Raw genomic sequence first — 24,932 nt, forward strand, 5'->3', positions numbered from 1 at the left:
GCTATCCGGGCGGGTGGGGCGGCATTAAGCAATGGATCGGCTTGCCTGCCCCTGCTCGGTGTCCTTGTTGCCAGCAGGTATGGAAATCGTGAAGCAACTTCCCTGTCCTGGAGAGCTGGTGACGTCCAGGTGCCCACCTAACGATTGAACGTATTGGCGGGATTCGTAGACCCCAATCCCCATGCCAGTGAGGCCTTTGGTGGAGTCAAATGGTTTAAACAGGCGATGCTTGATGAACTCTTCCGTCATGCCGCAACCCGTATCTGTAATGGTAATCACAATTGAGCCGTCTGTGTAGTCTGATGCCACAGAGATCGAGCCCTCTGCAGGGGTGGCTTCCTGAGCATTCTGCAGCAGATGGCAGAAGATATTGACCAGTTGGTCGAAGTCCGTCTCTATGGTGCTGTCCTCCGGAGGGAGCTGCTGGCATGCCGGTTTTGGGGCTATGTGCTGTCTGGATTCTACTGCTGCCACTATGGCGTCGCGGATGCTGACCTGCTTGCGCTGCATCTCCCTTTGACCGGACTTCATCTGCTGTAGCAGGCGGGTCATGCGGTCAACAGAGTTTTGAATGGTATACAGGGCGTCGTCGATAAATTCAGGGTTGTGTTTGTGCTTGGCTGAGTTGGTTACCACCAGTGTGAGCTGTGCCAGGATATTCTTCAGGTCATGCATCACATAGGTTGAGAGCCGATGGTAGGCCTCAAACTGCCTTGCTTCCGACAGGAGCTGCTCGGATTGGTACTGGGCCAGCATGATAGCGGCCTGGCGGCCTCCTGCCTTGAGGAGATCCCGGTCTTCCCAGTTAATGCCGCTGCTGATGTCAGAGCGTTTGAGGAACATGACCCCAAGGGCACCTTGTTGATAAAGCAGGGGTACCAGCAGCCAGGCTTTGGGTATGTCCAGTAGCCATCCCGGCAGGGTGAGATTGTCGTACTGGTCGGGCTGCGAAAGATACTCGTCAAGATCGATAACCCACTCGGTTTCCGTCATGAAGTCCGCAATGCGGCCAATGTCCGTGTTCATGCTCTCCCTGTCGATGAGAGGCATTGGGGCGTGCCAGTTTTCCAGCAGTTGATAGTGGCCGTTACCGGCATCGACCCAGACGATGGCACCGGAGGCGTGTACCAGTTTGCACATGGCGGCACAGCTGCGGGCCGGAATTTCGCCTTCACTGATGGCCAGCTCGGCGGTAAATTCCTGCCACTTTTCCCGGTAATCGTATTTGTAGCTGAAAAAATGTTTGCTCAGCCAGACCCGTGATAATGCCCGCAGTTTATGGGACATGAGCAGCATGGCCATGAGCAAAAACGCGGCAAACAAAAAGGTGATTTGGAGCAGGTTGCCCCAGGAGCCACTCAGGTACAGGACGTAATAGCCGGCTCCTGACATGGCGAGCAAATAGGCACCGGCGGCGAGAAAGGTGGCCGAGTGAAAAATCACCTGCCGCGAAACGTGTATTTCCAGTTGCATGTTGCGATAGCGGGCGGCGGCTACCCCCAGTAGCGGTATGACCATGCAGTTGATAAAGCCGCGGGCGATCCAGAATTCACTGGCCATCTGCCCGAACATCAGGCCGTCGCTGAAGAGTACGAAGTCAAAACACATGGCCGCCCCGGCGGCGATACAGAGGAGCTTCAGAGCCCACAACTGGGTAGTGTTGCTATGCCTGATAATCTGTTCTGTCAAAAGCAGGACCGAGATGGACGAGAGCAGGAAAATGACAAATTCGAACTTGCTGTACCCGGCCGGGTAGTGCAGTAGCGGTGGGAGTTCCAGTGACGGCCAGGCATGGATTGCTACCTGAGGGCCCATGAGGGCGAGGAGGCTGATCACAGCCCAGAGCAGGCACACCCTCTGTAACCTGGATACATTCGCGTCTCCGGGGTCAGCCTGGTTGTCCCGCTCAGGTGTCAAAATCTGGCACAGCAGCAGAATCCAGCATTGGAACCGGGCCCACTCCAACAGCAGCAGGGCTGCATTCGGAAGCGGGTAATAGCGATCAGAGAGAATGGCGATCGCCCAAAGGGTGCTTGTCAGGCAGAGCGCCAGCAGGGCTTTACCACTCCGGTTCTTCAGGTAGGAAAGCAGCGTCAGTATTCCCAATACCGAGTAGCCCAATATCACGGTGCCATAGCTGGCGGCAGTCATCTCGCTGATAGACACGGGTCGCAATCCTTACGTTCCAGAGGCATATTTATTCTGCTTTTGCAGTAATATAGATTACCCAGTTTTATGCTGATGTGATAGGGTTTGCCTAAGGCACCGGAAGCCCTGTCGTCGACTGCAAAGCGACGGTTATTCATAGCAATAGCGGTATACAAAAGGAACATTGACGCGATGCTCTTGCCCGAGTTGTCCAGCCACCTGACCTCACACCCAAGAACCTGGCTGATTACCGGAGTGGCCGGCTTTATCGGCTCCAATCTGTTGGAATGCTTGCTGGGGTGCGGGCAGGCAGTTGTCGGTCTTGATAATTTTGCCACCGGCTCCAAGCGCAACCTTGATGATGTGCAGGGCAAACTGACGGCTGAGCAGTGGAACAAATTTACCTTTATTGAAGGCGATATCCGCGATCTCGACACTTGCCTGTCCGCCTGTGAGGGCGTGGACATTGTTCTGCATCAGGCCGCCCTGGGGAGCGTGCCACGTTCTATTGAGAATCCGCTGAATACCAATTCGGTCAATATTGACGGCTTCGTGAATATGCTGGAAGCGGTGCGTCACAAGGGTGTTAGCCGCTTTGTCTACGCAGCGTCCTCCTCCACCTATGGTGATCATCCCGGCCTGCCAAAAGTAGAAGATCAGATCGGCAGGCCGCTCTCGCCCTACGCGGTGACCAAGTATGTCAACGAACTCTATGCGGACGTGTTTGCCAGAACCTATGGCATTGAGGCTATAGGCTTGCGTTACTTCAATGTCTTTGGTCCCCGCCAGGATCCCAACGGCGCTTACGCGGCGGTTATTCCCCGCTGGTTTGGCAATCTGATTGCGTCCGACCCCTGTTACATCAATGGTGATGGCGAGACTTCCCGGGACTTCTGTTTTATCGAAAACACGGTGCAGGCCAATCTGCTGGCAGCAACCACGCAGGTGCCGGAGGCTGTCAATCAGGTTTACAACGTGGCTTATGGCCAGAGCACTACCCTGAATGAGCTGTTTGCCGTAATACGCGATCTTGTGGCTTCCCGTAACCCGGAGGTGGCGGGGCGGGAGCCGGTGTACCGGGAGTTTCGTCAGGGTGATGTGCGTCACTCGCTGGCGGACATCTCCAGGGCGGAACGTTTACTGGGTTACAAGCCTCAATATTCCGCGGCCTCGGGTTTACGGGAAACCGCAGATTGGTATCTCAATCACCTGACGCCTTGATGTCGGTGCTATCTAATCGTTATTCACAATCGTGCAGTTTAACTGTGCAAGAAGTCTCCCGGAGAAAAAGAGTATGCAAACGGTTGGTATCGTTGGTCTGGGCTACGTTGGTTTGCCCCTCGCCGTAGCCTTCGGTCAGCACTTTACAACCATCGGTTTTGACCTGAACGAGGAGAAACTGGATCACTACCGCCAGGGGCGTGATCCCAGCGGGGAGGTGGATGGGGCGCAGCTGCGGTCCGCCACAAAGTTGAGCTTCACCAGCCGCGCGGTGGCCCTGGCTGCTGCCGATGTGATCATCGTTGTGGTGCCTACCCCTATTGATCATGCGCACCAGCCGGACCTGTCACCGTTGGCAGGGGCTTGCGAGGCCGTCGGCAGCGTCATGCGCGCCGGCACCACGGTGGTATTTGAGTCAACCGTCTATCCGGGCTGCACAGAAGAGTATTGTGTCCCGATTCTCGAGGCCCGGTCGGGTTTGCGCTGGGCGGGCAGGGGAGAGGGAGGCAGCGACTGCTTTTACGTGGGGTATTCCCCCGAGCGGATTAACCCGGGCGACAAGCAGCACCGCCTGGAGACGATTGTAAAAGTGGTAGCGGGTGACAGCCCGGCAACGCTGGAGCGCTTGTCCAAACTCTATGGAACCGTGGTCACCGCGGGTGTTTACCCGGCGGCGACCATCAAGGTGGCGGAAGCGGCCAAGGTGATCGAGAACACGCAAAGGGATCTCAACATCGCCCTGATGAACGAATTGGCGATTATTTTTAATCGCCTGGATATAGACACCCTGGAGGTGCTGGAAGCCGCCGGTACCAAATGGAACTTTCTGCCGTTCCGGCCGGGTCTGGTTGGTGGCCATTGTATCGGTGTTGATCCATACTACCTTACCTATAAGGCTGAAGCTGCCGGCCACCATCCCCAGGTTATTCTGGCAGGCCGCCACATTAATGATGGTATGGGCAAGTTTGTGGCCGAGCAGACTGTCAAAAAATTGCTCAAGGCCGGTAAAGAGTTGAATGGCGCCAGGGTTGCGGTGCTGGGACTGACCTTCAAGGAAGATTGCCCGGACCTGCGCAATTCGAAGGTGGTGGACATTATTGCGGAATTGGCGGATTACCAGTGCAATATTCTGGTACACGACCCGCTGGCATCTGCTCGGGAGGCCCGACATGAGTATGGGCTGGATCTCTGCAGTTGGGACGATTTGCGAGACCTGGATGCTGTGGTGCTGGCGGTGCCGCATCGCAAATACAGGGAGCTGACGATGGATGGCATACAGGCACTGTTGTCCAAAAATGGTGTGGTCATTGACGTTAAGTCGATAGTGGATAAGGGCGCCGCTGAAGAGGCCGGGTTGTCAGTCTGGAGACTGTGACGACACTGTCAGATTATTTTACGTTTTGGCGTTGAAATTGGTTTTGTTTTCGATGGCCAGGTTTAAATCCCAGAAAAATCAGGGGGTTGTACTCGTGGCGCATTTCTTGCAGTTCTATAGGTCAGCTTTTGGGTTGGCTTGAATAAAGCGCATTGAGTGCGGTTTGTTGCAGGGCCAGGGTGGAAAATGGAAGATCTGAAACGAGTTCAGACTCAGGACGAACGAGCGCAGGCTATGAAGCGTAACGAAGAAAATACCCATTCAAATACCACAGCTCCTCAGGGGGAGTCCCCGCCGCCGCAGACCGGTGCCGGTCGGCAACAGGCAGGCATGGTGTCGCGTCGCAATCTCGCCGCGGCTGGTGCCTCGGCGTCAGTGATGATGTCCCTTTTCAGCCGTCCGGTGTTCGGCTCCAGCATCTGTTCGGTGTCGGGGCTGACGTCAGGTAACGTTTCCGGACACGAGCACGAGTGCAGTGGCCAGGGATGTACTCCCGGCTATTACAAAAACAATATTGACGGTTGGCCTCCGGGCTACAATCCGGGGACGCCGGTTCTGAAGTCCAGTGGGAAAATCGATTTTTACAGCGCTGAAGGCGGAACTACCTTTATCGGTACCTTCATGTTTGAGCCGGCTATTGCGGGTGTAGAGCCTTTCAGTTCGTCCCCTTACCCGGTCACCTTATGGCAGGTGCTTAATGAGCACAGTGCAGGCAACGGGCAGCAGGATTATGGCAGCCTGGGAACTTTCCACTTTCATTTGGTGGCAGCCTTGTTTAATGCGGAGCACGCACCGACCTTGTATGGTGCAACACCTGATCAGGTGAAGGCATTGGCGTTGGCAGTGAATTCCGGTGAGGGCGAGTACATGGGTAAAACCATTACGCGTGCCGAAGTCGCGGAGCTGTTTGCCACCTTGAACGAAAGGGGCGATTGCTTTTTTAACGCTCACGGTGAAGTCGAAAAAGGCTATACCATCGTGGATGGTGAGGTGGTCGCCTACTGCGAAGCCGGCTATTACTATGACCGGGACAAGATGATGTGTGTGAAGGAAGGCAGTGAGTAACCATGCCTGACATTGGGGCTGCTGCTGCCCGTTGGCGTCTGGTGGAGGGGGTTGTGCTGGATGGCTGGCCAGATGAACCGGAAGCGGTTGCCTACAACCGACTCTCCGGTGATTTGCATGTAATCCCGCCGCCTCAGTGTCTGTTCCTGAAGCACATACAGCAGGGCCCGCTGACCACTGAAGAGTTGTTTGCGAGACTTGATGTCAGTGATGGCGAGGCTGTCCGTTCCATCGTTTCGGTCGCTGGACTGGAGTCCCGTCTGGCGCAGTTGGCTGTTTTGGGGGTTGTGGCGCAATCTCACTGCGCCCGCGATTAGAATTGGCAATACAACGAATTCGTAACACACGGAAGCAATCCTGGTGAATCCGCACCTCAACCTGAAAGTAGGGCCGTTTACGGTACAGGTGTCCAGTAATATCGCAGTAGTACTGGACGGTGCTCGACTCCTCTACAGTGATCGCGAGATCGCTCCTCCCGACTTTGTCGATTTCCATATCTCCATGGCGCGGCCTTCAGGTTTGCGCGGCTGGTGGCGTCCACAGGTTAACTTCAGGCTTGATGGGCATGCGCCATTCAAACCTTTGCCGCTGTCCCAGGCGCTGCCCATGTTTGAGTGGGGGTTGAACTGGTGTATTACCAGCCATTGTCTTGATTACCTGATCATTCATGCCGCCGTGGTCGAAAAGAACGGTCAGGCGCTGGTGATGCCGGCTCCCCCGGGATCGGGGAAAAGTACCCTGTGTGCTGCGCTGGTGTGTAACGGCTGGCGTCTTCTGTCTGATGAGCTGGCGCTGTTGAAACTGGACGGCTCGGGTGAAGTGGTGCCTCTGGCAAGACCTGTCTGCCTGAAAAATGAATCTGTAAGCCTGATTTCCGGCCGTTTCCCGCAGGCGCAATTCGGGCCGGTGTGTAATGACACTATCAAGGGCGATGTCGCTCACATGCTGGCACCTGCCGACAGTGTCTTCAGGGTAGAGGAGGCGGCAAAGGTCCAGGGAGTCATTTTTCCGCGCTATATAAAGGGCGCTGAGACCCAGCTTTGGTTACGTTCCCGTGCCTATACATTGCTGGAACTGGCGAAGCAGTCGTTCAATTTTCATGTGCTGGGCGAGCAGGCCTATCAGGTACTCCGTGGTGTGGTGGACCAAAGCCAGTGTTATGACTTTCACTATTCTGACCTGGAGCAGGCGTTGCAGTTGTTTGACGAGCTGGTGGACGAGGTCGAGCCGTTGACGGGGCAGGGGGATAGTCAATATGTCCTTTAGCGCCTGTCTACTGATAGAGGTACTGCGAACTCCCGAGATCTGCAGAAAATTGTCGTTGCCGGAATGGGACTTGCTGATCCGCCAGGCCCGGATCGCCACAATGATGGGGCGCCTGTACGTCCTGTTTGAGCAGAATCAGCTGTTGGACGCCATTCCCCGGGAGCCTTTCAGGCATCTGCGCTGGGGCAAAATTATGGCAGATCGCCACAAGGCTTCCGTGGTGCGTGAGCTGGTCAGCTTGCGGGATTCATTGGTGGATCTTGATGAGCCGGTTATCGTCCTCAAGGGTGCCGCGTACAGTGGCTCCGGGTTAGGTGCGGGCGCCGGAAGATTGTTTTCGGATATCGATATTCTGGTGCCGAAGGCGGTGCTGGATGGTGCCGAGGAGCTGTTGCAGATGGATGGCTGGTACACCACTCATCTGGATGCTTACGACCAACGCTATTACCGTCGCTGGATGCATGAATTGCCGCCCATGCGGCATGGCAAGCGTGGCACCGAGCTGGATGTTCATCACAATATCCTGCCGGAAACCGCTGTGGTGACGCCGGATGCGGGGCTTTTGTTCGGGCGCAAGGTGCCGCTGCCGGAGGTGGACGGTCTATGGCGCCTCGGAGACGAGGATCTGGTGTTGCACAGTGCTTCACACCTCTTTTTTGATGGCGAGTTCACCTCGGCATTGCGCGATCTGGACGATATCAACAGCCTGTTGAAGGAACTGTGCCTGCTCGCTGATCGCTGGTCAGGCTTGCTGGGTCGGGCCGGGGAGTTGGGGTTGCAGTATCCGCTCTACCTGGCGCTCTATTATTGCCGTGAGTGGTTTGCACTGCCTGTGCCGGACAGTGTCATGGCGGAAGCCCGCTCCCAATTACCGTTTGGGAATCTACGTTTGCAGTTCGGGCTTTGGACTATGAACAGGGGGTTGCTGCCTGATCATGAAAGCTGTTCTCTGTACGGCAGTGGGTTGGCTCGCTGGATGCTCTATGTCCGATCCCATTACCTGAAGATGCCGTTGCGGTTGCTGGTTCCGCACCTCCTGCACAAGGCGCTGGCGCCAAGATTTGAGCATCTTTTCAAATCAGACGATTCCACGCCACGCACGGTGGATGAGTTTCTGAACCAATTGGGGCGCGAAAAACGCGTCTGAATTCTGCTGAACCTTAATGCTGCGGGTCCCGCATTCCGGGGGCCGGATTCTCAGGGGAAAGCCCGACAACAAAAGCGCAGTTTCAGGTTCCCGGACAGGGACGCGGCCCGGGTTGGCGCAAGCCTGTTGATTTGACTTGAGAATACGGCAGGAGAGTGGCGTTGGGACCGTAAGCCAGCCCCCCGTTACGGCGCTTTAGGTAGAATTTTGGTTGCGCTGCTTCAAATACTTTTCAGCGTCGTTGCCGGCGGTGCGGTGAGCTCCTCCCCTTGCAGGAGTTCTTCTTCTACCAGGCTCTTGACCACTTCCTTGATGTCCTTCAGATCAATATGGTGTTTGTCTTCCACCATGCCGTGCAGGAACAGGCGACTGCAGATCAGGTTGATGATGCGCGGGGTGCCCCGGCTGGCCTGATGTATTACGGGGAAGACCGCTGGCTCAAAGGTTGGATCCATTTTCCAGCCCACTTGTGACAGGCGGTAGAGGATGTATTTTTGGGTATCTTCAACGCTCAGGGGCTTGAGATGGCAGGTGGCAATAACCCGTTGGCGCAACTGTTCCAGGTTGGGGGCGCTGATGGTCTGGCGCAGCTCGCTTTGGCCCACCAGGAAAATCTGCAGCAGCGGTTGGTTATTTTGTTGCAGATTGGTCAGGAGCCGAAGTTCTTCCAGGGCACTGGCGGATAGGTCTTGCGCCTCATCGATAATCAGCAGGCTTCTTCGGCCTTCAGAGTGCAGCTGCAGCAACAGCTCTTTCACCTTGTGCAGGATCAGGGACTTGTATTCGGTGTTACTGTCGATGCCGAAGTTGAGGGCGATCAGGCGAATCAGGTCATCGCCGTCCAACTGCGTACAGTTGAGGTTGGTGCAGCGCACCTGGCTGCCGTCAAACTCTGACATCAGGTTGCTGATCAGCGTGGATTTTCCCGTCCCGGGATTGCCGGTCACCACCACGAACCCTTCACCACGATACAGCGCATAATGCATGTAGGCTTTGGCGTTTTTATAGCTGGCGTGGTTGTAGCACAGGCGTGAGTCAGGTGTTAGCCGGAAAGGCTCTTCTTTCAGTCCATAGAAGGATTCATACATCTCAGGTATCCGTCCTTTTGATCCTCTGATTGCGTGAGTGCGCCGGTAATTGTGTAACCGCTCTTATAGTGCGCACCGATGAAGCATACAACGTTCTGTAAAAAAAATCGCCTGAAGCCTGAAGGAAGTCCTGCGGAGCTTGATGCTCCTGGGATTTCTGCTACGACTGTAAAAATAGCTGACAGTTGTCGGTGGATTTCTTATATAGCTAACAAAGATAAGCAGACTGCTTTTTTATATTTTAAAAATATTTTGACGGAAAAAAATGCCGTTAACCAGCAGAGGGGTACTCAAAACGCCTCAGCGATGCCGATGAATTTTGAGAATTCCGTGTTTCTTTTTGTTTAGTGGTTGTTTCTGTTCATCGAGGAGGTTTAGTATTGGCGCCTGATAGAACAATTTTTCCGCCCACACCTCTTTATCAGTGCAGAATCAGGAATTGCACTTGGGGTGATGACCGAAGGTCATGCCGGTGCGTCCAAGCCAAATCACAGAGATAGGAGGTTGACCTGTGTTTAAGGGTATCTTTGCGGTCCTCTCACGACTTTGCATACTGCCAGTTTTTGTCGTCGGTACGTTTCTGGCGGGTTGCGCCGGTAACACAACCTACCCGGAGGTCAGTCAGGCCCCGGATTACGAGTATATCGTCGGCGCCGGAGATTCTGTCGAGATCTTCGTCTGGGGGAATCCCGAACTCAGTACCACGGTCGTTGTCCGTCCCGATGGTAAAATTACCACCCGCCTGGTTGAGGATATCCCCGCCAGTGGCCGCAGCTCCACGCAATTGGCCAGGGAGATTGAAACTGCCTACTCCCGCTACGTGAAAAGCCCTGTGGTCAGTGTCATCGTGAATCGCTTTGTCGGTGTCCCAACCCAGCAGGTCCGGGTGGTGGGGGAAGCGCTGCAGCCACTCAGCGTGCCCTACAACAAGCACATGTCTCTGCTTGACCTGATGATCGCCGTGGGAGGTCTCAGCGAATTCGCTGCGGGTAACAAGTCTGTCCTGGTGAGAAACTTCAATGGCCAGCAGGAGATGTACACGCTGCGTCTGGACGACCTTCTCAAGGACGGGGATATCTCTGTCAACACTCCCATGATGCCGGGCGATATTGTGATCATACCTGAAGCCTGGTTCTGAGGGGCACTGCAGGGTCTGAACATCGAACAGCAAACTATGGATAGTTAGGATAAGGGAATGCAGCAGTTATTAGCCCAGGCATATGGATATTTATTGGGGGTTTGGCGATTTCGTTGGCCAGCGCTCGGCATTGCGTGGGCGTTTGCCCTGGTAGGTTGGTTGTGGGTCTGGTCTCTGCCTGAGTCCTATCTTGCCACGGCCAGACTGGATGTAGACAGCCGCAGCATTCTCAGGCCCTTGCTGCGAGGATTGGCAATTCAGCCGGATCTGGAGCAGCGGGTTGCCCTGATGAGTAAAACCCTGCTCAGCAGGCCCAATCTGGAAAAGCTGATGCGTATGGCCGATCTTGACCTCAAGGCCAAGTCGGACTTGCAGGAAGAACGTATGCTGAATGAGCTGCGTTCCAATATCACCCTCAACGGTGATCGTCGCAACAGCTCCCTCTACTATGTTTCCTTTCGGCATGAGGATCGCGATACCGCAAAGCGGGTTGTCCAGTCGCTCATAACCATTTTTATCGAAAGTGCCCTGGGGGATAAGCGCAAGGACAGCAGTGGCGCCCAGGCATTCCTCGATCAGCAGATTGAAGAGTATGAGTTGCGCCTTTCCCAGGCGGAAAAGCGGCTGGCGGATTTTAAACAGCAGAATGCCGGTCAGATGCCGGGTGAGGCAGGGAGCTACTATGTCAGGCTCGAGTCCGAGCGCTCGAAGCTGAAGTCTGCCACGCTGGAGCTCAAGGAGCTGGAAAACAGGAAGGCAGAGCTCAACCGTCAGCTGCAGGGCGAGGAGCCGGCTATGTTCTCCAATAGCCTGTCCGGCGCCAGCCTGGCGTCCCCCCTTGATCAGCGGATTAATGCCCTGCAGGAGAAGCTGGACTCGCTCACCGTCAACTATACCGAGTTACACCCATCCGTCATTCAGCTGAAGGATCGTATCAGGGCCCTGCAGCGTCAGCGGGAGAGGGACCTGAAAAAGGCCATGGAAGAGCGCCCGGCCAGTTTTGCCGGATTGGATGAGAGCCCGGTGTACCAGAGCATGAGGACCATGTTGGCGGAAACCGAGGCTCGTATCGCCGAAGTTTCAGTGCGGGTCGAAGAGTTTGGTCAAAGGGTCAAATCCCTCGAAGACGCGGTCAACAGCATTCCCGATATCGAGGTGGAGCTGCAGCAACTGGATCGGGACTATCGAGTGGTTTCGCAACAGCATGATGCTCTGCTCAAGCGCAGGGAGTCTGCCATGCTGTCCGAGAAAGTCGAAAAGACAGCGGAAGATATTAAGTTCCGTGTGGTCGATCCTCCCTACGTGCCGCTCAAACCGACAGAACCTAACAAGTTGTTGCTGAATGCCATGGTACTGGTGTTGTCATTGGGTATCAGTGGTGGTGTGGCGCTGCTGATATCGTTGATAAAGCCGGTATTTGTGGATCGTCATACGGTTACCGAGAAGCTGGGTCTGCCGGTTTTGGGGTGCGTAACCGTGATTACGACACCTGAACAGGAGCAGCTGCAACTGCGTAATACGATTATGTTCGGTTCGGGTCTGGTGTCATTGGTGGTTGTCTTTGCCGGGGTCAGTGCTGGCCAGGGTTTGATCTTCTGAGTTGAGGGCCAGCGAGCAACGAATATGAATATTATTGAAAAAGCTATCAGCAAACTGGAAAAGGAAAAGGGCAAAGACGCCCTGGTTCGCGACTCGGATAAGTTTAATCGTGAGAGACTCGCCGAAGACGTCAGTATGGATGCGGGTATTCCGGTAATTCCAGACGCCTCAGCTGCTCCCGAAACTACCAGTCCTGAGGGTGTGGTAGCGGAGAAGGTGGCAGTAGAGAAGGCTGTCGGCGTGTCTGAACCTTCTATATCGGCCCAGGCACAGATGGCAACGCCCGTCGTTGATGTCGATGAAGAGACTGCTGACCCGGAGGATACTGGCAATCGCAAGATACATAAGCTGCCTTTAAAGATGCTGGATCAGTACGGCCTGATCACTCCGCTGAAGCCGAAATCCAGAATTGCCGATGAATACCGCACGATTAAGCGGCCCCTGCTGCAAAACATGGAAGAGCGGGGCCCTGCCAAGATCGAGTCGGCGAACCTGATCATGGTGACCAGCGCAACTTCCGGAGAGGGAAAGACGTTTACAGCGCTCAACCTGGCTATGAGCATGGCCACAGAGCAGGATAAAACCGTTTTGCTGGTCGATGCCGACGTCAGTAAGGCGTCCGCGGCCAAGATGTTGGGGATTCCGGACGATTCCGAAGGTTTGATCGATCTGCTTGAAAACCCGGACAAGCGATTCTCTGATGTCCTTCTCCATACTGACATTCCCAAGTTGAGGGTCCTTCCTGCGGGTGGCCTTCACGAGCACGCCACCGAGCTGCTGGCATCAGAGAAGATGACAGAATTGATGACCGAGCTTGCCAGCCGTTATCGCGACAGGGTGATCATTTTTGATTCGCCGCCACTGCTGCTGACTACCGAGGCGGCGGTTCTGGCCGGATTTATGGGGCAAATCGTTTTTGTAGTGGCGGCAGAGAAATCCTCCCAGACAGCTGTTGAGGATGCAGTCAAGCTTCTCGGTGATGACAAGTTGATCGGGGTCGTCCTCAACAGGGCGCGCAAGAATCCGCTTTTGAGCCATGGCTATGGTTATGGCTACGGTTATGGATACGGCTACGGTTATGGCTATGGCGAAGATGGCAAGCCAACCAGCAGACATCGTTACAGTGGGAAGCAGCGTGGCAATACGGAAGTATAAGCTTGAGATAGGCCATACGGGCTTTCTGCTGGCGGGTATTTCCGGAATATTTCTGGTTGCGGCGCCATTGGCCCGGGCAGGAGACTGGAATACCGGGTACGCTGTCAGTGCGCAAGAGGTGTACACCGACAACATCTGTTTGAATGACGATGGCAAAACCGATGAATGGGTCACCACAGTAACCCCCAGTATCAACATTAATGGCAGTGGTGGGCGCTCGCAGCTGAAGCTGTCAGGTCTGGTAGAGTTTAACGACCTCAGTGCCCGTGATTGTGGTGGTGGTTCAGGTGACAAGCCGGATCATGTCAATCCCAGGTTAACTGCAGATGGCAATCTGGAGGTTTATCGGAGTGCTTTGTTTGTTGATGCTTCATCGCGAATTCAGCAAAACAGGGCGAATCCCGACCGCGCCTCGGGAGATACCAACCTCAATCTCAACGGCAATACCAATACCACTTACAGCCACACCATAAGCCCTTATCTACAGCGCGAAGTGGCCGGGTTGGCACTGGTAAACCTTCGTTATACCTACAACACCCAGACAAACTCGGCGAACTCCGTTGACGACAGTGACGAGGAGGCTGTGGTTCTCAGTCTTGGCAGCATTGCCGATGGTACGCCTTTTACCTGGGGTGTCTCCGGTACCTACCGGGAAATTACCTACGACGACGACAATAATGGTAGCAACCTCAATGACCGGTTGGCGACGGTTGTGGCAACGGCGGGGTATAGGGTTAGCAACCAGCTGCAGTTAGTGGGCAGTGCGGGTGAAGACCTTAACGATTTCGAAGTGGTGGGCTCGGACCAGGAGGTAGATGGCAGCCGCTGGAGTGCGGGCTTTATTTATCAGCCTAACAGTCGTACCCAGATACATGTGGAGAAAGGTGAGCAGTTTTTTGGCGACAGCTCCTCGGTGGATATCGAATACCGTCACAAGCACAGCCGATTCTCGTTTAATTATTCCGAATCACTGACCCTCTCCCGGGATCTCAGGCTGGAGGAGTTCGACTTTTTGGTGGTGGACGAAAATGGTAACCCGTTTCTGGATCAGAATGGCCAGCCCATCTACCTGACCCAGGCGCAGGTAGTGGATACCAGAAGCCCGATCATTGATGAACGTTACCGGGCTGGTTACACCTGGTCGCGGGGAAGAACCACGCTCTCATTTATTGGCGCGCATTCCGTGAGAGAGGAGTTGGCTGATTCTTCGATTCGTGAGTACGACACCTTCTCCGTTGCCGCCGATCGGCGAGTGTCGCCAAAGACCAATATCACCGCGCGTTGTAGCTACTCCAGAAACAAGGAGGGACAGAATACGCCCCGGGAAGGATTTGAGTCAGAGCAGCGCAGTCTGAACCTGGGCTTGCGCCACAGTTTGGGGCGTCGAACCGACCTCAACCTGAACGTCAGCCGCAGCGAGCGGATGTCTGATGACAGCAATGATGAATATGTACAGCATCGATTCTCTGTCGGTGTGACAGCCCGGTGGTAACCAGTCTGGCGACGCAGCCACTGAACTAATGTAACGGATTGTGCAGGGATGGATTCTGGGATGGGCAAAATGGCAAACGCCATGACGGTTGACGTGGAAGATTATTTCCAGGTCTCGGCGTTTGAGAACACGATCCACAGGGATCAGTGGGATAGCATACCCTGTCGGGTGGAAGCCAATACTGACAGCATCCTGCAGCTGTTCGATGAAGCCGGCTTGAAAGCGACCTTTTTCGTCCTCGGCTGGGTTGCGGAACGCTATCCGGCTTTGGTGAGAAATATTGTCGACCAGGGCCATGAGCTTGCCAGCCACGGTTATGCCCATAAGCGGGCCCTGCTGCAGACCCGGGATGAGTTTTACCAGGATGTGGGCCGGAGCAAACAGTGTCTTGAGGACATTGGTGGGGTAGAGGTAGTGGGCTATCGTGCGCCCAGCTATTCCATCAGCAAGAAGAACCTCTGGGCGCACGATATACTGGCAGACTGTGGTTACCGTTACAGTTCCAGTGTGGTTCCGGTTAATCACGACCTCTATGGCATACCGGACGCCTCCAGGTTTCCCTACCGGGTGAGCGAAGGTCGCTTGCTGGAGATTCCCATTTCAACCGTTCCTGTCGCCGGCCGTAATTTTAATTGCGGTGGCGGTGGCTGGTTTCGGCTGTTTCCCTACGGTGTCAGCCGCTGGGCAATCCGGCAGGTAAACCGGGCGGACCGGGCACCGAGTATCTTTTACTTCCATCCCTGGGAGATTGACCCGGAGCAACCCCGGGTCGAAGGTGCGGGTATGAAATCCGTATTCCGGCACTATCTCAACCTGTCCCGGACCATGCCCCGACTGCAGAGGCTGGTGAGGGATTTTGACTGGGTGCCCATGAAAGACGCCTTCAGTGAACATTTGAAACACGATGCCTTGTAGCGTCGTGGCGGGATAATTCAATCATGGCTTCAGAAATTTCAGTATTGGCTGCGGAGGTGTCCCCGGAATGGGATGACTACGTCAACACTCATCCCGCCGGTACCTTTTTTCATAAATCCGGCTGGCAGTACATCATCACCCAGGCGTTCGGCCACAACTGCTATTACCTGCAAGCCAGAAGTGAAGGGCGGCTGGAGGGGATACTGCCACTGGCTCATGTCCGCAGCCTGTTGTTCGGTAACAACCTGGTTTCGACACCATTCTGTGTTTACGGCGGTATTCTGGCCAGTAACAAGGCCGCAGAAAAGGCATTGCGGGAAGCGGCCTGCGACCTGGCCAGGGAGCTGCAGGTGGACAGCCTGGAGTTGCGTAACATCGCTTCCGCAGACTCGGGCTGGGCGGAGAAGAACCTCTATGTCACCTTCCGCAAGCGTATGCCGGAGTCGGTGGATGAGGTTCTGCCATTCATTCCCAACAAGCAACGGGCAGTGGTTCGCAAGGGCATCAAAGCCGGCCTGACCTCGGAAGAGGGGTGGCACGGACGGCGGATGTACGACCTCTATGCCGAAAGTTTAAGAAACCTGGGGACTCCGGTTTTTGGTGCCAGGTATTTCGACATGTTGCGTGACGTGTTTGGTGACGACTGCCGCAGTCTGCTGATCAAGAGCGACGGGCGCGATATCGCCGGGGTTTTGAGTTTTTACTTCAGGGATCAGGTGCTGCCGTATTACGCCGGCTCCGGATCCGAGACCCGGGCCATGTACGCCCATGCGTTTATGTACGCCGAGCTGATGAAGAACAGCGTGGAGCAGGGGCTTCACTGGTTTGATTTTGGTCGCAGTAAGGCGGGAACCGGCTCCTACAGCTTCAAAAAGAACTGGGGTTTTGAGCCGGAGCCACTTCACTACGAATACTTTCTGGTCAAGTCGGACCGCGTGCCAGAGGTAAACCCGATGAACCCCAAGTATCAGCTCTTCATAAAAGCATGGAAGTCGTTGCCCCTGGCAGTGGCCAACAGGATCGGTCCCATGCTGGCAAAGAGCCTTGGTTGAGTGAGTGATTCGGATACGGTTATGACCAAGCCCGGGCTGCTATTTCTGGCACACAGGATTCCCTATCCACCGGATAAGGGCGACAAAATCCGTTCCTACAACCTTCTCCGGTTTTTGTCCCGCAGCTATGACATACACCTGGGCGCTTTTGTGGACGACGAGGCGGATTGGCAGTACCGGGATACGCTCATGGGTATCTGCAAGTCGGTAAAACTGGTGGCGCTACATCCCGGTATGGCGCGGATCAGGAGTCTGGTGGGATTACTAACGGGGGAGGCATTGTCCCTGCCGTACTACCGGTCGCCAGTGATGTCTGCCTGGGTTGACGACGTTATCGGGCGGGAAAAGCCGGGTGCTGTTGTGGTGTTTTCCTCCACCATGGAGCAGTACGTCATGCACAATGAGCACGTCTGGAAACGTCGCCTGATCGATTTTGTGGATATGGATTCTGACAAGTGGCGGCAATACGCCGACTCCGTCAAGGGGCCGATGAAGTACGTCTATCGGCGCGAGGCTCGCTATTTGCTGAGCTACGAGCAGAGCCTGGTTGGACGATTTGACTACAGCTTTTTCGTGTCAGAGGCAGAAGCGGATACTTTTTTGAAGGCACACCCCGGTGGTGGTGAAAGTGTGGGCTTCTACAATAACGGTGTTGATTCAGGCTACTTCACCCCTGAGTTTGAGTGTCGCTCGCCCTACAATCGGTCGCACAAGGTTCTGGTTTTTACGGGAGCCATGGATTACTGGCCCAATGCCGATGCGGTGGTCTGGTTTGCCCGTGAGGTACTCCCCAAAATCCTTGCCCGGGATCCTGACTGGAAATTCTATATCGTCGGGCGTAACCCGGACCGACGGGTACAGGAGTTGGCTGAGCTGAAAGGTGTTGTGGTGACGGGCTCCGTTGATGATGTTCGTCCCTACATCAAGCATGCCTGCATCGCTGTTGCGCCCATGCGCATCGCCAGAGGTGTTCAGAACAAGGTGCTCGAAGCCATGGCCATGGCCAGGCCTGTTCTGGTTTCGCCGCTGGGGCTTGAAGGTATCAAGGTGGCCGCGGATGAATTGATGATCGCCGATCAGCCCGATGAGTACGTAAGACAGGTGCTGGGGCTGGGTAAAGAAGCTGCAAGTGAAATGGGACGTTCGGCGCGGCAGCGCATACTCAGCGACTTTGGTTGGGATGCGGCGTTGCAACCGGTTGCCCGACGCCTTGAGTCAGCAGCCTGAAGGGCGATGGTAGAGCTATGGATGCTGGAAACCTCAAGGTCGAAATGAATCGCTCCATGTTGGCAAGGCATTGGACCCTGTCGCTGATTGTTCTCGGTGTCGCGGTACTGTTGCTGGCCTACGGCTTCTATACCTCCATCGCTTCCATGGTGGATATCTGGATTCGCTCAGAAACCTACACCCATGGCTTTATCATACTGCCGTTAAGCCTGTGGCTGGTATGGCGTAAACGTGAAGAGCTGAAGGTACGACATCCAGGCCCCACACTGTTAGCTGTCCCGCCCTTGCTGGGCTGCGGACTTATCTGGTTGCTGGGCACGTTGGTGGACGTGTTGGTAGTACAGCAGTTCGCGGTGGTGATGATACTGATCTGTACGGTTTGGGGTGTCCTTGGTAACAGGATTGCTGCCAGTCTGTGGTTCCCCCTGCTGTTTCTCCTGTTTATGGTGCCGGCGGGGGAGGGTGTCGTTCCCCCAATGATGGAGCTGACGGCCAGCAGCACTGTCTGGATGGTGAAGCTGTCCGGTATACCGGTCTACCGTGAAGGCATGTTTTTCTCGCTTCCCAGTGGCGATTGGTCAGTGGTAGAGGCGTGCAGCGGTGTCCGCTACCTGATCGCGTCTATGACTCTGGGCTGCCTGTACGCCTACCTGAATTACCAGGCCTGGCAGAAGAGGCTGGTGTTCGTTGTTATCTCAGCTGTCGTGCCCATCATCGCCAACATCCTGAGGGCTTACATGATTGTGATGTTGGGTCACTGGAGTGATATGACGGTGGCCGTTGGGGTCGACCACCTTCTCTATGGCTGGATCTTTTTTGGTCTGGTGATTTTCCTGCTCTTCTGGTGCGGCAGCTATTTTGTCGACCCGCTTGCTGCCAGCGAACCTGTGCAAGCAGCGGGGGATCAAGGTTCCGTTGCGCATGCCAGCCTGCCGTTTGGTGTCAGCCCGGGCCAGGCCATGACGCTGGTTGCCGTACTGGCATCGGCGCTGTATGCCCCTCTGTTAATACCCGCACAGGATGCCAAGGTTACCGGGGTGGCGGCAATCGCGTTGGAAAGCCCCCGGCTCCCGGCAAACTGGCAACAGTCAGATGTTGCAGGCTCCATGTGGCGACCCATCATCGTCGGTGAAGACCGCAAGCTGGAGTTGGCCGTTAACGGCGAGGACCTTGGCGAACCGGTGTTGCTGTATGTCTACCAATATCTCAGTCAGCGTCAGGATGCGGAATTGATCAGCGCCAATAACCGTTTCACGATCCCGCGCAACCCCTGGCGGGTGGTAGAGGCTCGCCGGCCAACGGTTGCACTCTCCGGTCGTGACGTAAAGGTTGAGGAAGTGGTAATGCAGTTGGGCGTCGATTCCTGGCGGGTGTGGAAGGTTTACCGCCTGGGTAACTTTTACACAGCCAACGATTATGTGGGGAAATTGGCTCAGGCGCTGAACAGCCTGCTACTGCATCGCCGCGACGGCGCCATTGTGTTTGTGTTGACGCCACGGTCTGAAGTTGCTGGCGAAGATACACAACGTCTGCAGCGTTTCCTGCAGGCGTTATCGGTACCACTTGAGCAAGTGCTGGACGCCTGGCAAGTTGAGGGTGAATCATGAGCCAGGCGCCGCTGGTTATACACATTATTCATTCCCTTGGCGCCGGAGGCATGGAAAACGGTCTGGTGAATATCATCAACCGTATGCCGGCGGACCGGTATCGCCACGGCATTATCTGCCTGACCCGGTCCGGGGAGTTTGCCAGCCGGATTGAACGCCCCGACGTGCAGATCCATGAAATCCATCAGCGGCCCGGTCACGACCTCGCCGCCTACTGGCGGTTGTGGAAATTGCTCTACCGGCTGAAGCCGGCCATCGTGCACACCCGTAACCTGTCCGCCCTGGAGATGCAGCTGGTGGCAGCCATGGTTCCCGGGGTCCGCCGCTTGCACGGGGAACACGGGCGGGATATCTACGATCTGGAAGGCAAGAACAGAAAGTACAACCTGCTGCGGCAATTCATGTCCCGGGTGGTGCAGCACTATATCTGCGTGAGCCGGGATCTGGAGCAGTGGCTGCATACCACCATCGGTGTGCCAGCGGCCAAAGTCTCCCAGATCTATAACGGCGTTGATGGGGATCGCTTTGGTGAGGCTTCGGTAGTGGCAGGCGTAGCTGACTTTCCGGCCGCCTGGAATATGCCGGATGCTGTTATTGCCGGCAGTGTAGGGCGGCTGGTGGAGGTAAAGAACCAGGCCTCCATGCTGCAGGCGCTGGCGTTGATAAGGGATCGCGACCCCATACTGTTTGCCCGCCTGAAGCTGGTATTGGTGGGTGATGGGCCGTTACGGGCCGAACTGGAAGCGTTGTGTGCAAAGCTCGGGCTTGAACAGAATCTGTGGCTGGCCGGAAACCGCGACGACGTGGCGGACTTGCTGGGCAAGATGGATTTTTTCATGCTGCCATCCCTGGGGGAGGGGATCTCTAACACCATACTGGAAGCGATGGCGATGAAACTGCCGGTTATTGCCACCGCGGTGGGTGGTAATGTGGAGCTGGTGGAGGATGGTGTGAACGGCCTGTTGGTACCGGTGGCGTCGGATGCGGTGCTGGCGGATGCCATGATGAAGCTGGCGGAGAGCCCTGAGCTGCGTGAGGAAATGGGTGAAAACGGGTATCAGATGGTGGGCAGCCAATTCCAGTGGCCGGTCACTGTCAATCATTATATGGCGGTCTATGACCGCCTGTTACAACAAGCTGTGTAATCCGGGGGCAGTAAACAGTGTGCGGTATTGCGGGAATTTTCGACAGGACAGGCTTCAGGGATTTCGACCCGGATCTGTTGGCGACCATGAACCAGACCCAGTTCCACCGGGGCCCTGACGAGGGTGGACAATTTTTGCTGCCGGGTGTGGCGCTGGCGCACCGGCGCCTCTCGATCATAGATCTGTCATCCGGCCAGCAACCGATGCACTCTGCCAACGGTGATATTACCGTGGTGTTCAACGGTGAAATTTACAATTTCCCGGATCTCACCGAGCAGCTGAAAGCCCGGGGATACCAGTTCCGCACCCACTGCGATACAGAAGTGATTCTGTATGCGTGGCAGGAGTGGGGTGAGGAGTGCGTAAGCCATTTCCGCGGTATGTTTGCCTTTGCCATCTATGACCACAGGCAGGAGTGTCTGTTTCTGGCTCGTGATCGCCTCGGGATCAAACCGCTGTACTATGCCGCATTGGCCGACGGCAGCTTTATTTTCGGTTCCGAGTTGAAAGTGCTCAAGCCCTATCCTGGTCTCTCCCGCAAAGCGGATTATCAGGCGGTGGAGGACTATTTTGCCCTTGGCTACATCCCCGAGCCTCGCACCATCTTTCAGGCCGTGCGCAAGCTCGAGCCTGGCCACTCCCTGCTTTTGAGGAAGAACCAGCCGCTACCGAAATCCCGGGAGTACTGGGATGTTGAGTTTACCGGCGCCGCCGTGGGTGACATATCGCAGTGGCAGGAGGAGTTGGTGGAGCGCATGCGGGAAGCTGTGCGCATTCGCATGGTGGCGGAAGTCCCCCTGGGGGCGTTCCTCTCCGGCGGGGTGGATTCCAGCGCGGTGGTAGCCATGATGGCGCAGCTCTCCAGCGACCCGGTCAATACCTGTGCCATCGGCTTTGACGTTAAACAGTTTAACGAAACCGAGTTTGCCACCATGGTGGCGGAACGCTACCACACCAATCACCACGAAGAGGTGGTGAGCAGTGATGACTTTGACCTGTTGGATCAACTGGCCGACCTCTACGACGAGCCGTTTGCCGACAGTTCGGCGATTCCGACTTACCGGGTCTGTGAACTGGCGAAAAAGCGCGTAACCGTTGCCCTGTCCGGCGATGGTGGCGATGAGAACTTTGCCGGCTACCGTCGCTATCGCTGGCACATGAACGAAGAGCAGCTGCGCACGCGTATCCCCTATGGTATCCGGCGCCCGCTGTTTGGGGCCCTGGGGGAGATCTACCCCAAGCTGGACTGGGCACCCAGGGTATTGCGGGCCAAGAGCACCCTGCAGTCACTGGCACGGGATGCGGTAGGCGCCTATATGCATACCGTATCCATCACCACCGACGACCAGCGCCGGCGACTGTTTACCGCGCAAATGAAAAGTGAGTTGCAATCCTACGCCGCGATTGAGAATTTCCATGCACACCTGGAGCGCAAGCCGATAGAGGACCCGCTCTCCATGATTCAGTACCTGGACCTGAAAACCTACCTGCCGGGGGATATCCTCACCAAGGTCGACCGGGCCAGCATGGCCCATGCGCTCGAAGTGCGGGTACCACTGCTGGATCATAAATTTGTGGAGTGGATCGCCACCTTGCCATCTGATGTGAAGTTGCAGGGCCAGGAGGGTAAGTACGTCTTCAAGAAGGCCCTGGAATCCCACCTGCCGGACGACGTACTCTATCGCGCCAAGATGGGTTTTGGTGTGCCTTTGGCCAACTGGTTCAGGGGGCCGCTGCAGGAGCGGGTTCGCGCTCTGCTCTACAGCGAAGTCCTGATCGGCAGCGGTCTGTTCAGCCGTTACTACATTGAACATGTGGTCGAACAGCATATTGCCGGACTGCGGGAATACAGTGCCCTGATCTGGGCGTTACTGATGTTTGATGCCTGTGCCCGCAAACTGGAGCTGGAGTTGTGAGGCCGCAAGGATGGTAAGCCTGCTGGTGATCTCAACCCTGTTCCCCAATGCCGTTCAGCAACGGCACGGCATTTTTGTGGAAACCCGCTTGCAGCATCTGCTCGAGCGGGGGACGACGCGGGCCGTGGTGATTGCTCCCGTGCCCTGGTATCCCTTCAGCGACACCCGCTCCGGCAAGTACGTCCAGTCTTCACGTATTGCCCATCTGGAAGAGCGTCATGGTGTGCAGGTCTGGCATCCGCGCTATCTGGCCGTGCCGGGGTTGGGTCTCTACCTGAATCCGTGGTTTTTGTGGCTGTCGGTGTTTTGGCAAACCCTGCGGTTGTTACTGCGGGGCCAGCGTTTTGATGTGGTGGACGGTCACTACTATTACCCGGATGGTATCGCCGCAGCGCTCACCGCTCGTTTATTGCGCCTGCCCTACACCATTACTGCACGTGGTACCGATATTAACCTGATTCCGGATTACAAAATTCCCCGCTGGTTAATCCTCTGGGCTGCCAAAGGCGCAGCGCGTTCCATCACCGTATGCCGGGCATTAAAGGAGCAGATGGTGGAGCTGGGGGCGATGGAAGGGCGCATCGAAGTGTTGCGTAACGGCGTAGACCTGAACCTATTCAGCCCTCTGGATCGTCCTCTCTGCCGCAACAAATTTGGTATCGACTGCAAGGCCCTGGTTTCCATAGGACACCTGATCGAGCGTAAGGGACACCACCTGGTTATTGAGGCGATGAAGGAGTTGCCTGATTACCAACTGCTGATCGCCGGTGACGGGGAGATGGAAACGGAGCTTCGCGCCCAGGCCCTGCAGGCGGGGGTGAGTGATCGGGTTAGCTTTCTTGGCGCTTTGTCCCAGCCTGAGCTGGCGGAGCTCTATAGCGCTGCTGATGCGCTGGTGCTGGCCTCCAGTCGTGAGGGTTGGGCCAATGTGCTGCTGGAGTCCATGGCTTGTGGATGTCCAGTGGTGGCGACATCAATCTGGGGTACACCTGAAGTGGTGGCGGAACCGGCAGCCGGTGTACTGGTAGCTGAGAGAAGCCCGGCTGCCATCGCGCAGGGTGTACGGGATCTGTTCGCCCATTACCCCTCGCGCGAGTCTACCCGTCAGTACGCGGAGCGCTTCTCCTGGCAGGAGACCGTTGACCGGCTGGAGTCCCTGTTTGATGAAATCGGCACGGGGAGGGCTGCCTGAATGAAAATTCTTTACCATCATCGTGTGGCGTCCAAGGACGGGCAGTATGTTCACATCGAAGAGATCATCAAAGCCTTTCGCCAGTTGGGCCATGAGGTGGTTGTGGTCGAACCGGAATCGGTGAATCAGCGCGAGTTTGGAGAGGGCTCAAGGCTGGTCAGTACCGTACGCGCTTATATTCCCGGATTTATCCATGAGCTGGCCGAGTTCGGCTACTCATGCCTTGAGTACCTGAAACTGCGCAAGGCCATCATTCGCCACCGGCCGGATGTGATTTACGAACGCTACAACCTGTTTTTTATCTCCGGTGTCTGGGCCGCCAGGCATTTCCACCTGCCCTATATCGTGGAAGTGAATTCGCCCCTGTTTGAGGAGCGCTCCACCCATGGTCGGCTGGGGTTGAAGTGGTTGGCCCGCTGGACCGAAACACTGGTGTGGAAGAGCGCAGATTACGTGCTGCCGGTCACGGCGGTACTGGCACAGCGTGTCGCCGCTGCCGGAGTACCGGCCGAGAGGATGCAGGTGATTCCCAACGGCGTCAACCGCGAGGAATTCAGCTCGGTGGCCGACGGCGTGGCGATGAAAAAACAATTGGGCATACAGCAACCCAATGTATTGGGTTTTACGGGTTTTGTGCGGGAATGGCATGGGCTGGACCGGGTGATCTCGCTGATGAGTGACAGCGACCTGGAGGATTGGCACTTTCTGGTTGTGGGCGACGGTCCGGTCAAGGCAGCGCTGCAGGAGCAGGCGCGCCGGGCGGGCCTGGAGCAACGGGTCACCTTCACCGGCCTGGTAAACCGCGACACCATCAGGGACTACGTCAGTTGTTTCGATGTCGCCTTGCAGCCGGACGTGGTGGACTACGCCTCACCCCTGAAGTTGTTTGAATACCTGGCGCTGGGCAAAGCGGTTTTGGCCCCGGATATGGCGAATATCCGCGAGATACTGAGCAACGACACCAATGCCAGCTTGTTCGATAACGGCAGTGATGAAGACTTTCGCTGCAAGCTGGCGAGGCTCTGCAGTGACAGCGCCTTACGTGATCGGTTGGGCCGCAACGCCCGGGAGCTGCTGGAGCAGAAGGGCTATTACTGGGATGAGAACGCCAGGCTCATCGTCTACCTGTTTCAGCGGCTGTTGCAGCGTTTTCCTGCGCCTGTCGCCCTGAGAGGGAAATAGCC

At 56.0% G+C, this 24,932-nt stretch carries 21 protein-coding genes; 19 read left to right on the plus strand and 2 right to left on the minus strand.

Annotation, left to right across the window (positions count from 1 at the left end):
* Window positions 1-24 precede the first annotated feature (24 nt).
* Window positions 25-2,166, minus strand: a complete 2,142-nt coding sequence (gene prsK, locus GSF27_RS01440) for an XrtA/PEP-CTERM system histidine kinase PrsK (protein WP_160964988.1) — start codon at window positions 2,164-2,166, stop codon at window positions 25-27.
* Window positions 2,167-2,340: 174 nt separating this feature from the next.
* On the opposite strand from prsK, the gene GSF27_RS01445 reads away from it, so the two are divergent.
* From GSF27_RS01445 to GSF27_RS01470, 6 genes are all read left to right on the plus strand, one after another.
* Complete coding sequence (locus tag GSF27_RS01445) at window positions 2,341-3,369, plus strand: SDR family oxidoreductase (RefSeq protein ID WP_160964990.1); 1,029 nt, start codon at window positions 2,341-2,343, stop codon at window positions 3,367-3,369.
* Window positions 3,370-3,442: 73 nt separating this feature from the next.
* Entirely contained in the window at window positions 3,443-4,744 is a 1,302-nt protein-coding gene (locus GSF27_RS01450; RefSeq protein ID WP_160964992.1) for a nucleotide sugar dehydrogenase, read from the plus strand.
* A 186-nt stretch (window positions 4,745-4,930) separates the two neighbouring features.
* Window positions 4,931-5,809, plus strand: coding sequence for a hypothetical protein (locus GSF27_RS01455; RefSeq protein ID WP_160964994.1), 879 nt, complete (start codon window positions 4,931-4,933; stop codon window positions 5,807-5,809).
* Between the two features lie 2 nt (window positions 5,810-5,811).
* Entirely contained in the window at window positions 5,812-6,126 is a 315-nt protein-coding gene (locus GSF27_RS01460) for a hypothetical protein (RefSeq protein ID WP_160964996.1), read from the plus strand.
* 43 nt (window positions 6,127-6,169) lie between these two features.
* Complete coding sequence (locus tag GSF27_RS01465) at window positions 6,170-7,075, plus strand: HprK-related kinase A (RefSeq protein WP_202410226.1); 906 nt, start codon at window positions 6,170-6,172, stop codon at window positions 7,073-7,075.
* On the plus strand, window positions 7,065-8,222 hold the full coding sequence (locus GSF27_RS01470) for a nucleotidyltransferase family protein (RefSeq protein ID WP_255493611.1): 1,158 nt from the start codon (window positions 7,065-7,067) through the stop codon (window positions 8,220-8,222). The genes GSF27_RS01465 and GSF27_RS01470 overlap by 11 nt, the downstream gene beginning before the upstream one ends.
* 221 nt (window positions 8,223-8,443) lie before the next feature.
* Here the strand turns inward: GSF27_RS01470 and GSF27_RS01475 are convergent, their stop codons facing one another.
* Window positions 8,444-9,310, minus strand: coding sequence for an ExeA family protein (locus GSF27_RS01475; RefSeq protein ID WP_160965000.1), 867 nt, complete (start codon window positions 9,308-9,310; stop codon window positions 8,444-8,446).
* A 78-nt stretch (window positions 9,311-9,388) separates the two neighbouring features.
* On the opposite strand from GSF27_RS01475, the gene GSF27_RS01480 reads away from it, so the two are divergent.
* From GSF27_RS01480 to GSF27_RS01540, 13 genes are all read left to right on the plus strand, one after another.
* A complete protein-coding gene (locus tag GSF27_RS01480; RefSeq protein WP_160965002.1) occupies window positions 9,389-9,658 on the plus strand; it encodes a hypothetical protein in 270 nt (89 codons plus the stop codon).
* 163 nt (window positions 9,659-9,821) lie between these two features.
* The gene (locus GSF27_RS01485; RefSeq protein ID WP_160965004.1) at window positions 9,822-10,448 is read left to right on the plus strand and encodes an XrtA/PEP-CTERM system exopolysaccharide export protein; all 627 of its coding nucleotides are present in this window, start codon (window positions 9,822-9,824) and stop codon (window positions 10,446-10,448) included.
* A gap of 57 nt (window positions 10,449-10,505) precedes the next feature.
* Entirely contained in the window at window positions 10,506-12,047 is a 1,542-nt protein-coding gene (locus GSF27_RS01490) for an XrtA system polysaccharide chain length determinant (RefSeq protein ID WP_160965006.1), read from the plus strand.
* A 24-nt stretch (window positions 12,048-12,071) separates the two neighbouring features.
* On the plus strand, window positions 12,072-13,202 hold the full coding sequence (locus GSF27_RS01495; protein WP_202410227.1) for an XrtA-associated tyrosine autokinase: 1,131 nt from the start codon (window positions 12,072-12,074) through the stop codon (window positions 13,200-13,202).
* Window positions 13,141-14,694, plus strand: coding sequence for a TIGR03016 family PEP-CTERM system-associated outer membrane protein (locus GSF27_RS01500; RefSeq protein WP_237457390.1), 1,554 nt, complete (start codon window positions 13,141-13,143; stop codon window positions 14,692-14,694). Before GSF27_RS01495 ends, GSF27_RS01500 begins: the two co-directional genes overlap by 62 nt.
* 60 nt (window positions 14,695-14,754) lie before the next feature.
* Entirely contained in the window at window positions 14,755-15,609 is an 855-nt protein-coding gene (locus GSF27_RS01505) for an XrtA system polysaccharide deacetylase (RefSeq protein ID WP_160965010.1), read from the plus strand.
* Between the two features lie 23 nt (window positions 15,610-15,632).
* Complete coding sequence (locus tag GSF27_RS01510) at window positions 15,633-16,661, plus strand: FemAB family XrtA/PEP-CTERM system-associated protein (RefSeq protein ID WP_160965012.1); 1,029 nt, start codon at window positions 15,633-15,635, stop codon at window positions 16,659-16,661.
* A complete protein-coding gene (locus GSF27_RS01515) occupies window positions 16,662-17,888 on the plus strand; it encodes a TIGR03087 family PEP-CTERM/XrtA system glycosyltransferase (protein WP_202410228.1) in 1,227 nt (408 codons plus the stop codon).
* A gap of 17 nt (window positions 17,889-17,905) precedes the next feature.
* Entirely contained in the window at window positions 17,906-19,495 is a 1,590-nt protein-coding gene (gene xrtA, locus GSF27_RS01520; protein ID WP_160965014.1) for an exosortase A, read from the plus strand.
* Complete coding sequence (locus GSF27_RS01525) at window positions 19,492-20,640, plus strand: TIGR03088 family PEP-CTERM/XrtA system glycosyltransferase (RefSeq protein ID WP_160965016.1); 1,149 nt, start codon at window positions 19,492-19,494, stop codon at window positions 20,638-20,640. The genes xrtA and GSF27_RS01525 overlap by 4 nt, the downstream gene beginning before the upstream one ends.
* Before the next feature lie 17 nt (window positions 20,641-20,657).
* Window positions 20,658-22,556 carry an XrtA/PEP-CTERM system amidotransferase gene (locus tag GSF27_RS01530; RefSeq protein ID WP_160965018.1) on the plus strand — a complete coding sequence of 633 codons (1,899 nt, stop codon included), beginning with the start codon at window positions 20,658-20,660 and terminating at the stop codon, window positions 22,554-22,556.
* On the plus strand, window positions 22,522-23,748 hold the full coding sequence (locus tag GSF27_RS01535) for a glycosyltransferase family 4 protein (protein ID WP_202410229.1): 1,227 nt from the start codon (window positions 22,522-22,524) through the stop codon (window positions 23,746-23,748). Before GSF27_RS01530 ends, GSF27_RS01535 begins: the two co-directional genes overlap by 35 nt.
* A complete protein-coding gene (locus GSF27_RS01540; RefSeq protein ID WP_160965020.1) occupies window positions 23,749-24,930 on the plus strand; it encodes a glycosyltransferase family 4 protein in 1,182 nt (393 codons plus the stop codon).
* Window positions 24,931-24,932 lie beyond the last annotated feature (2 nt).

Source organism: Pseudomaricurvus sp. HS19, assembly GCF_009857815.1.
Lineage (GTDB): Bacteria > Pseudomonadota > Gammaproteobacteria > Pseudomonadales > Cellvibrionaceae > Pseudomaricurvus.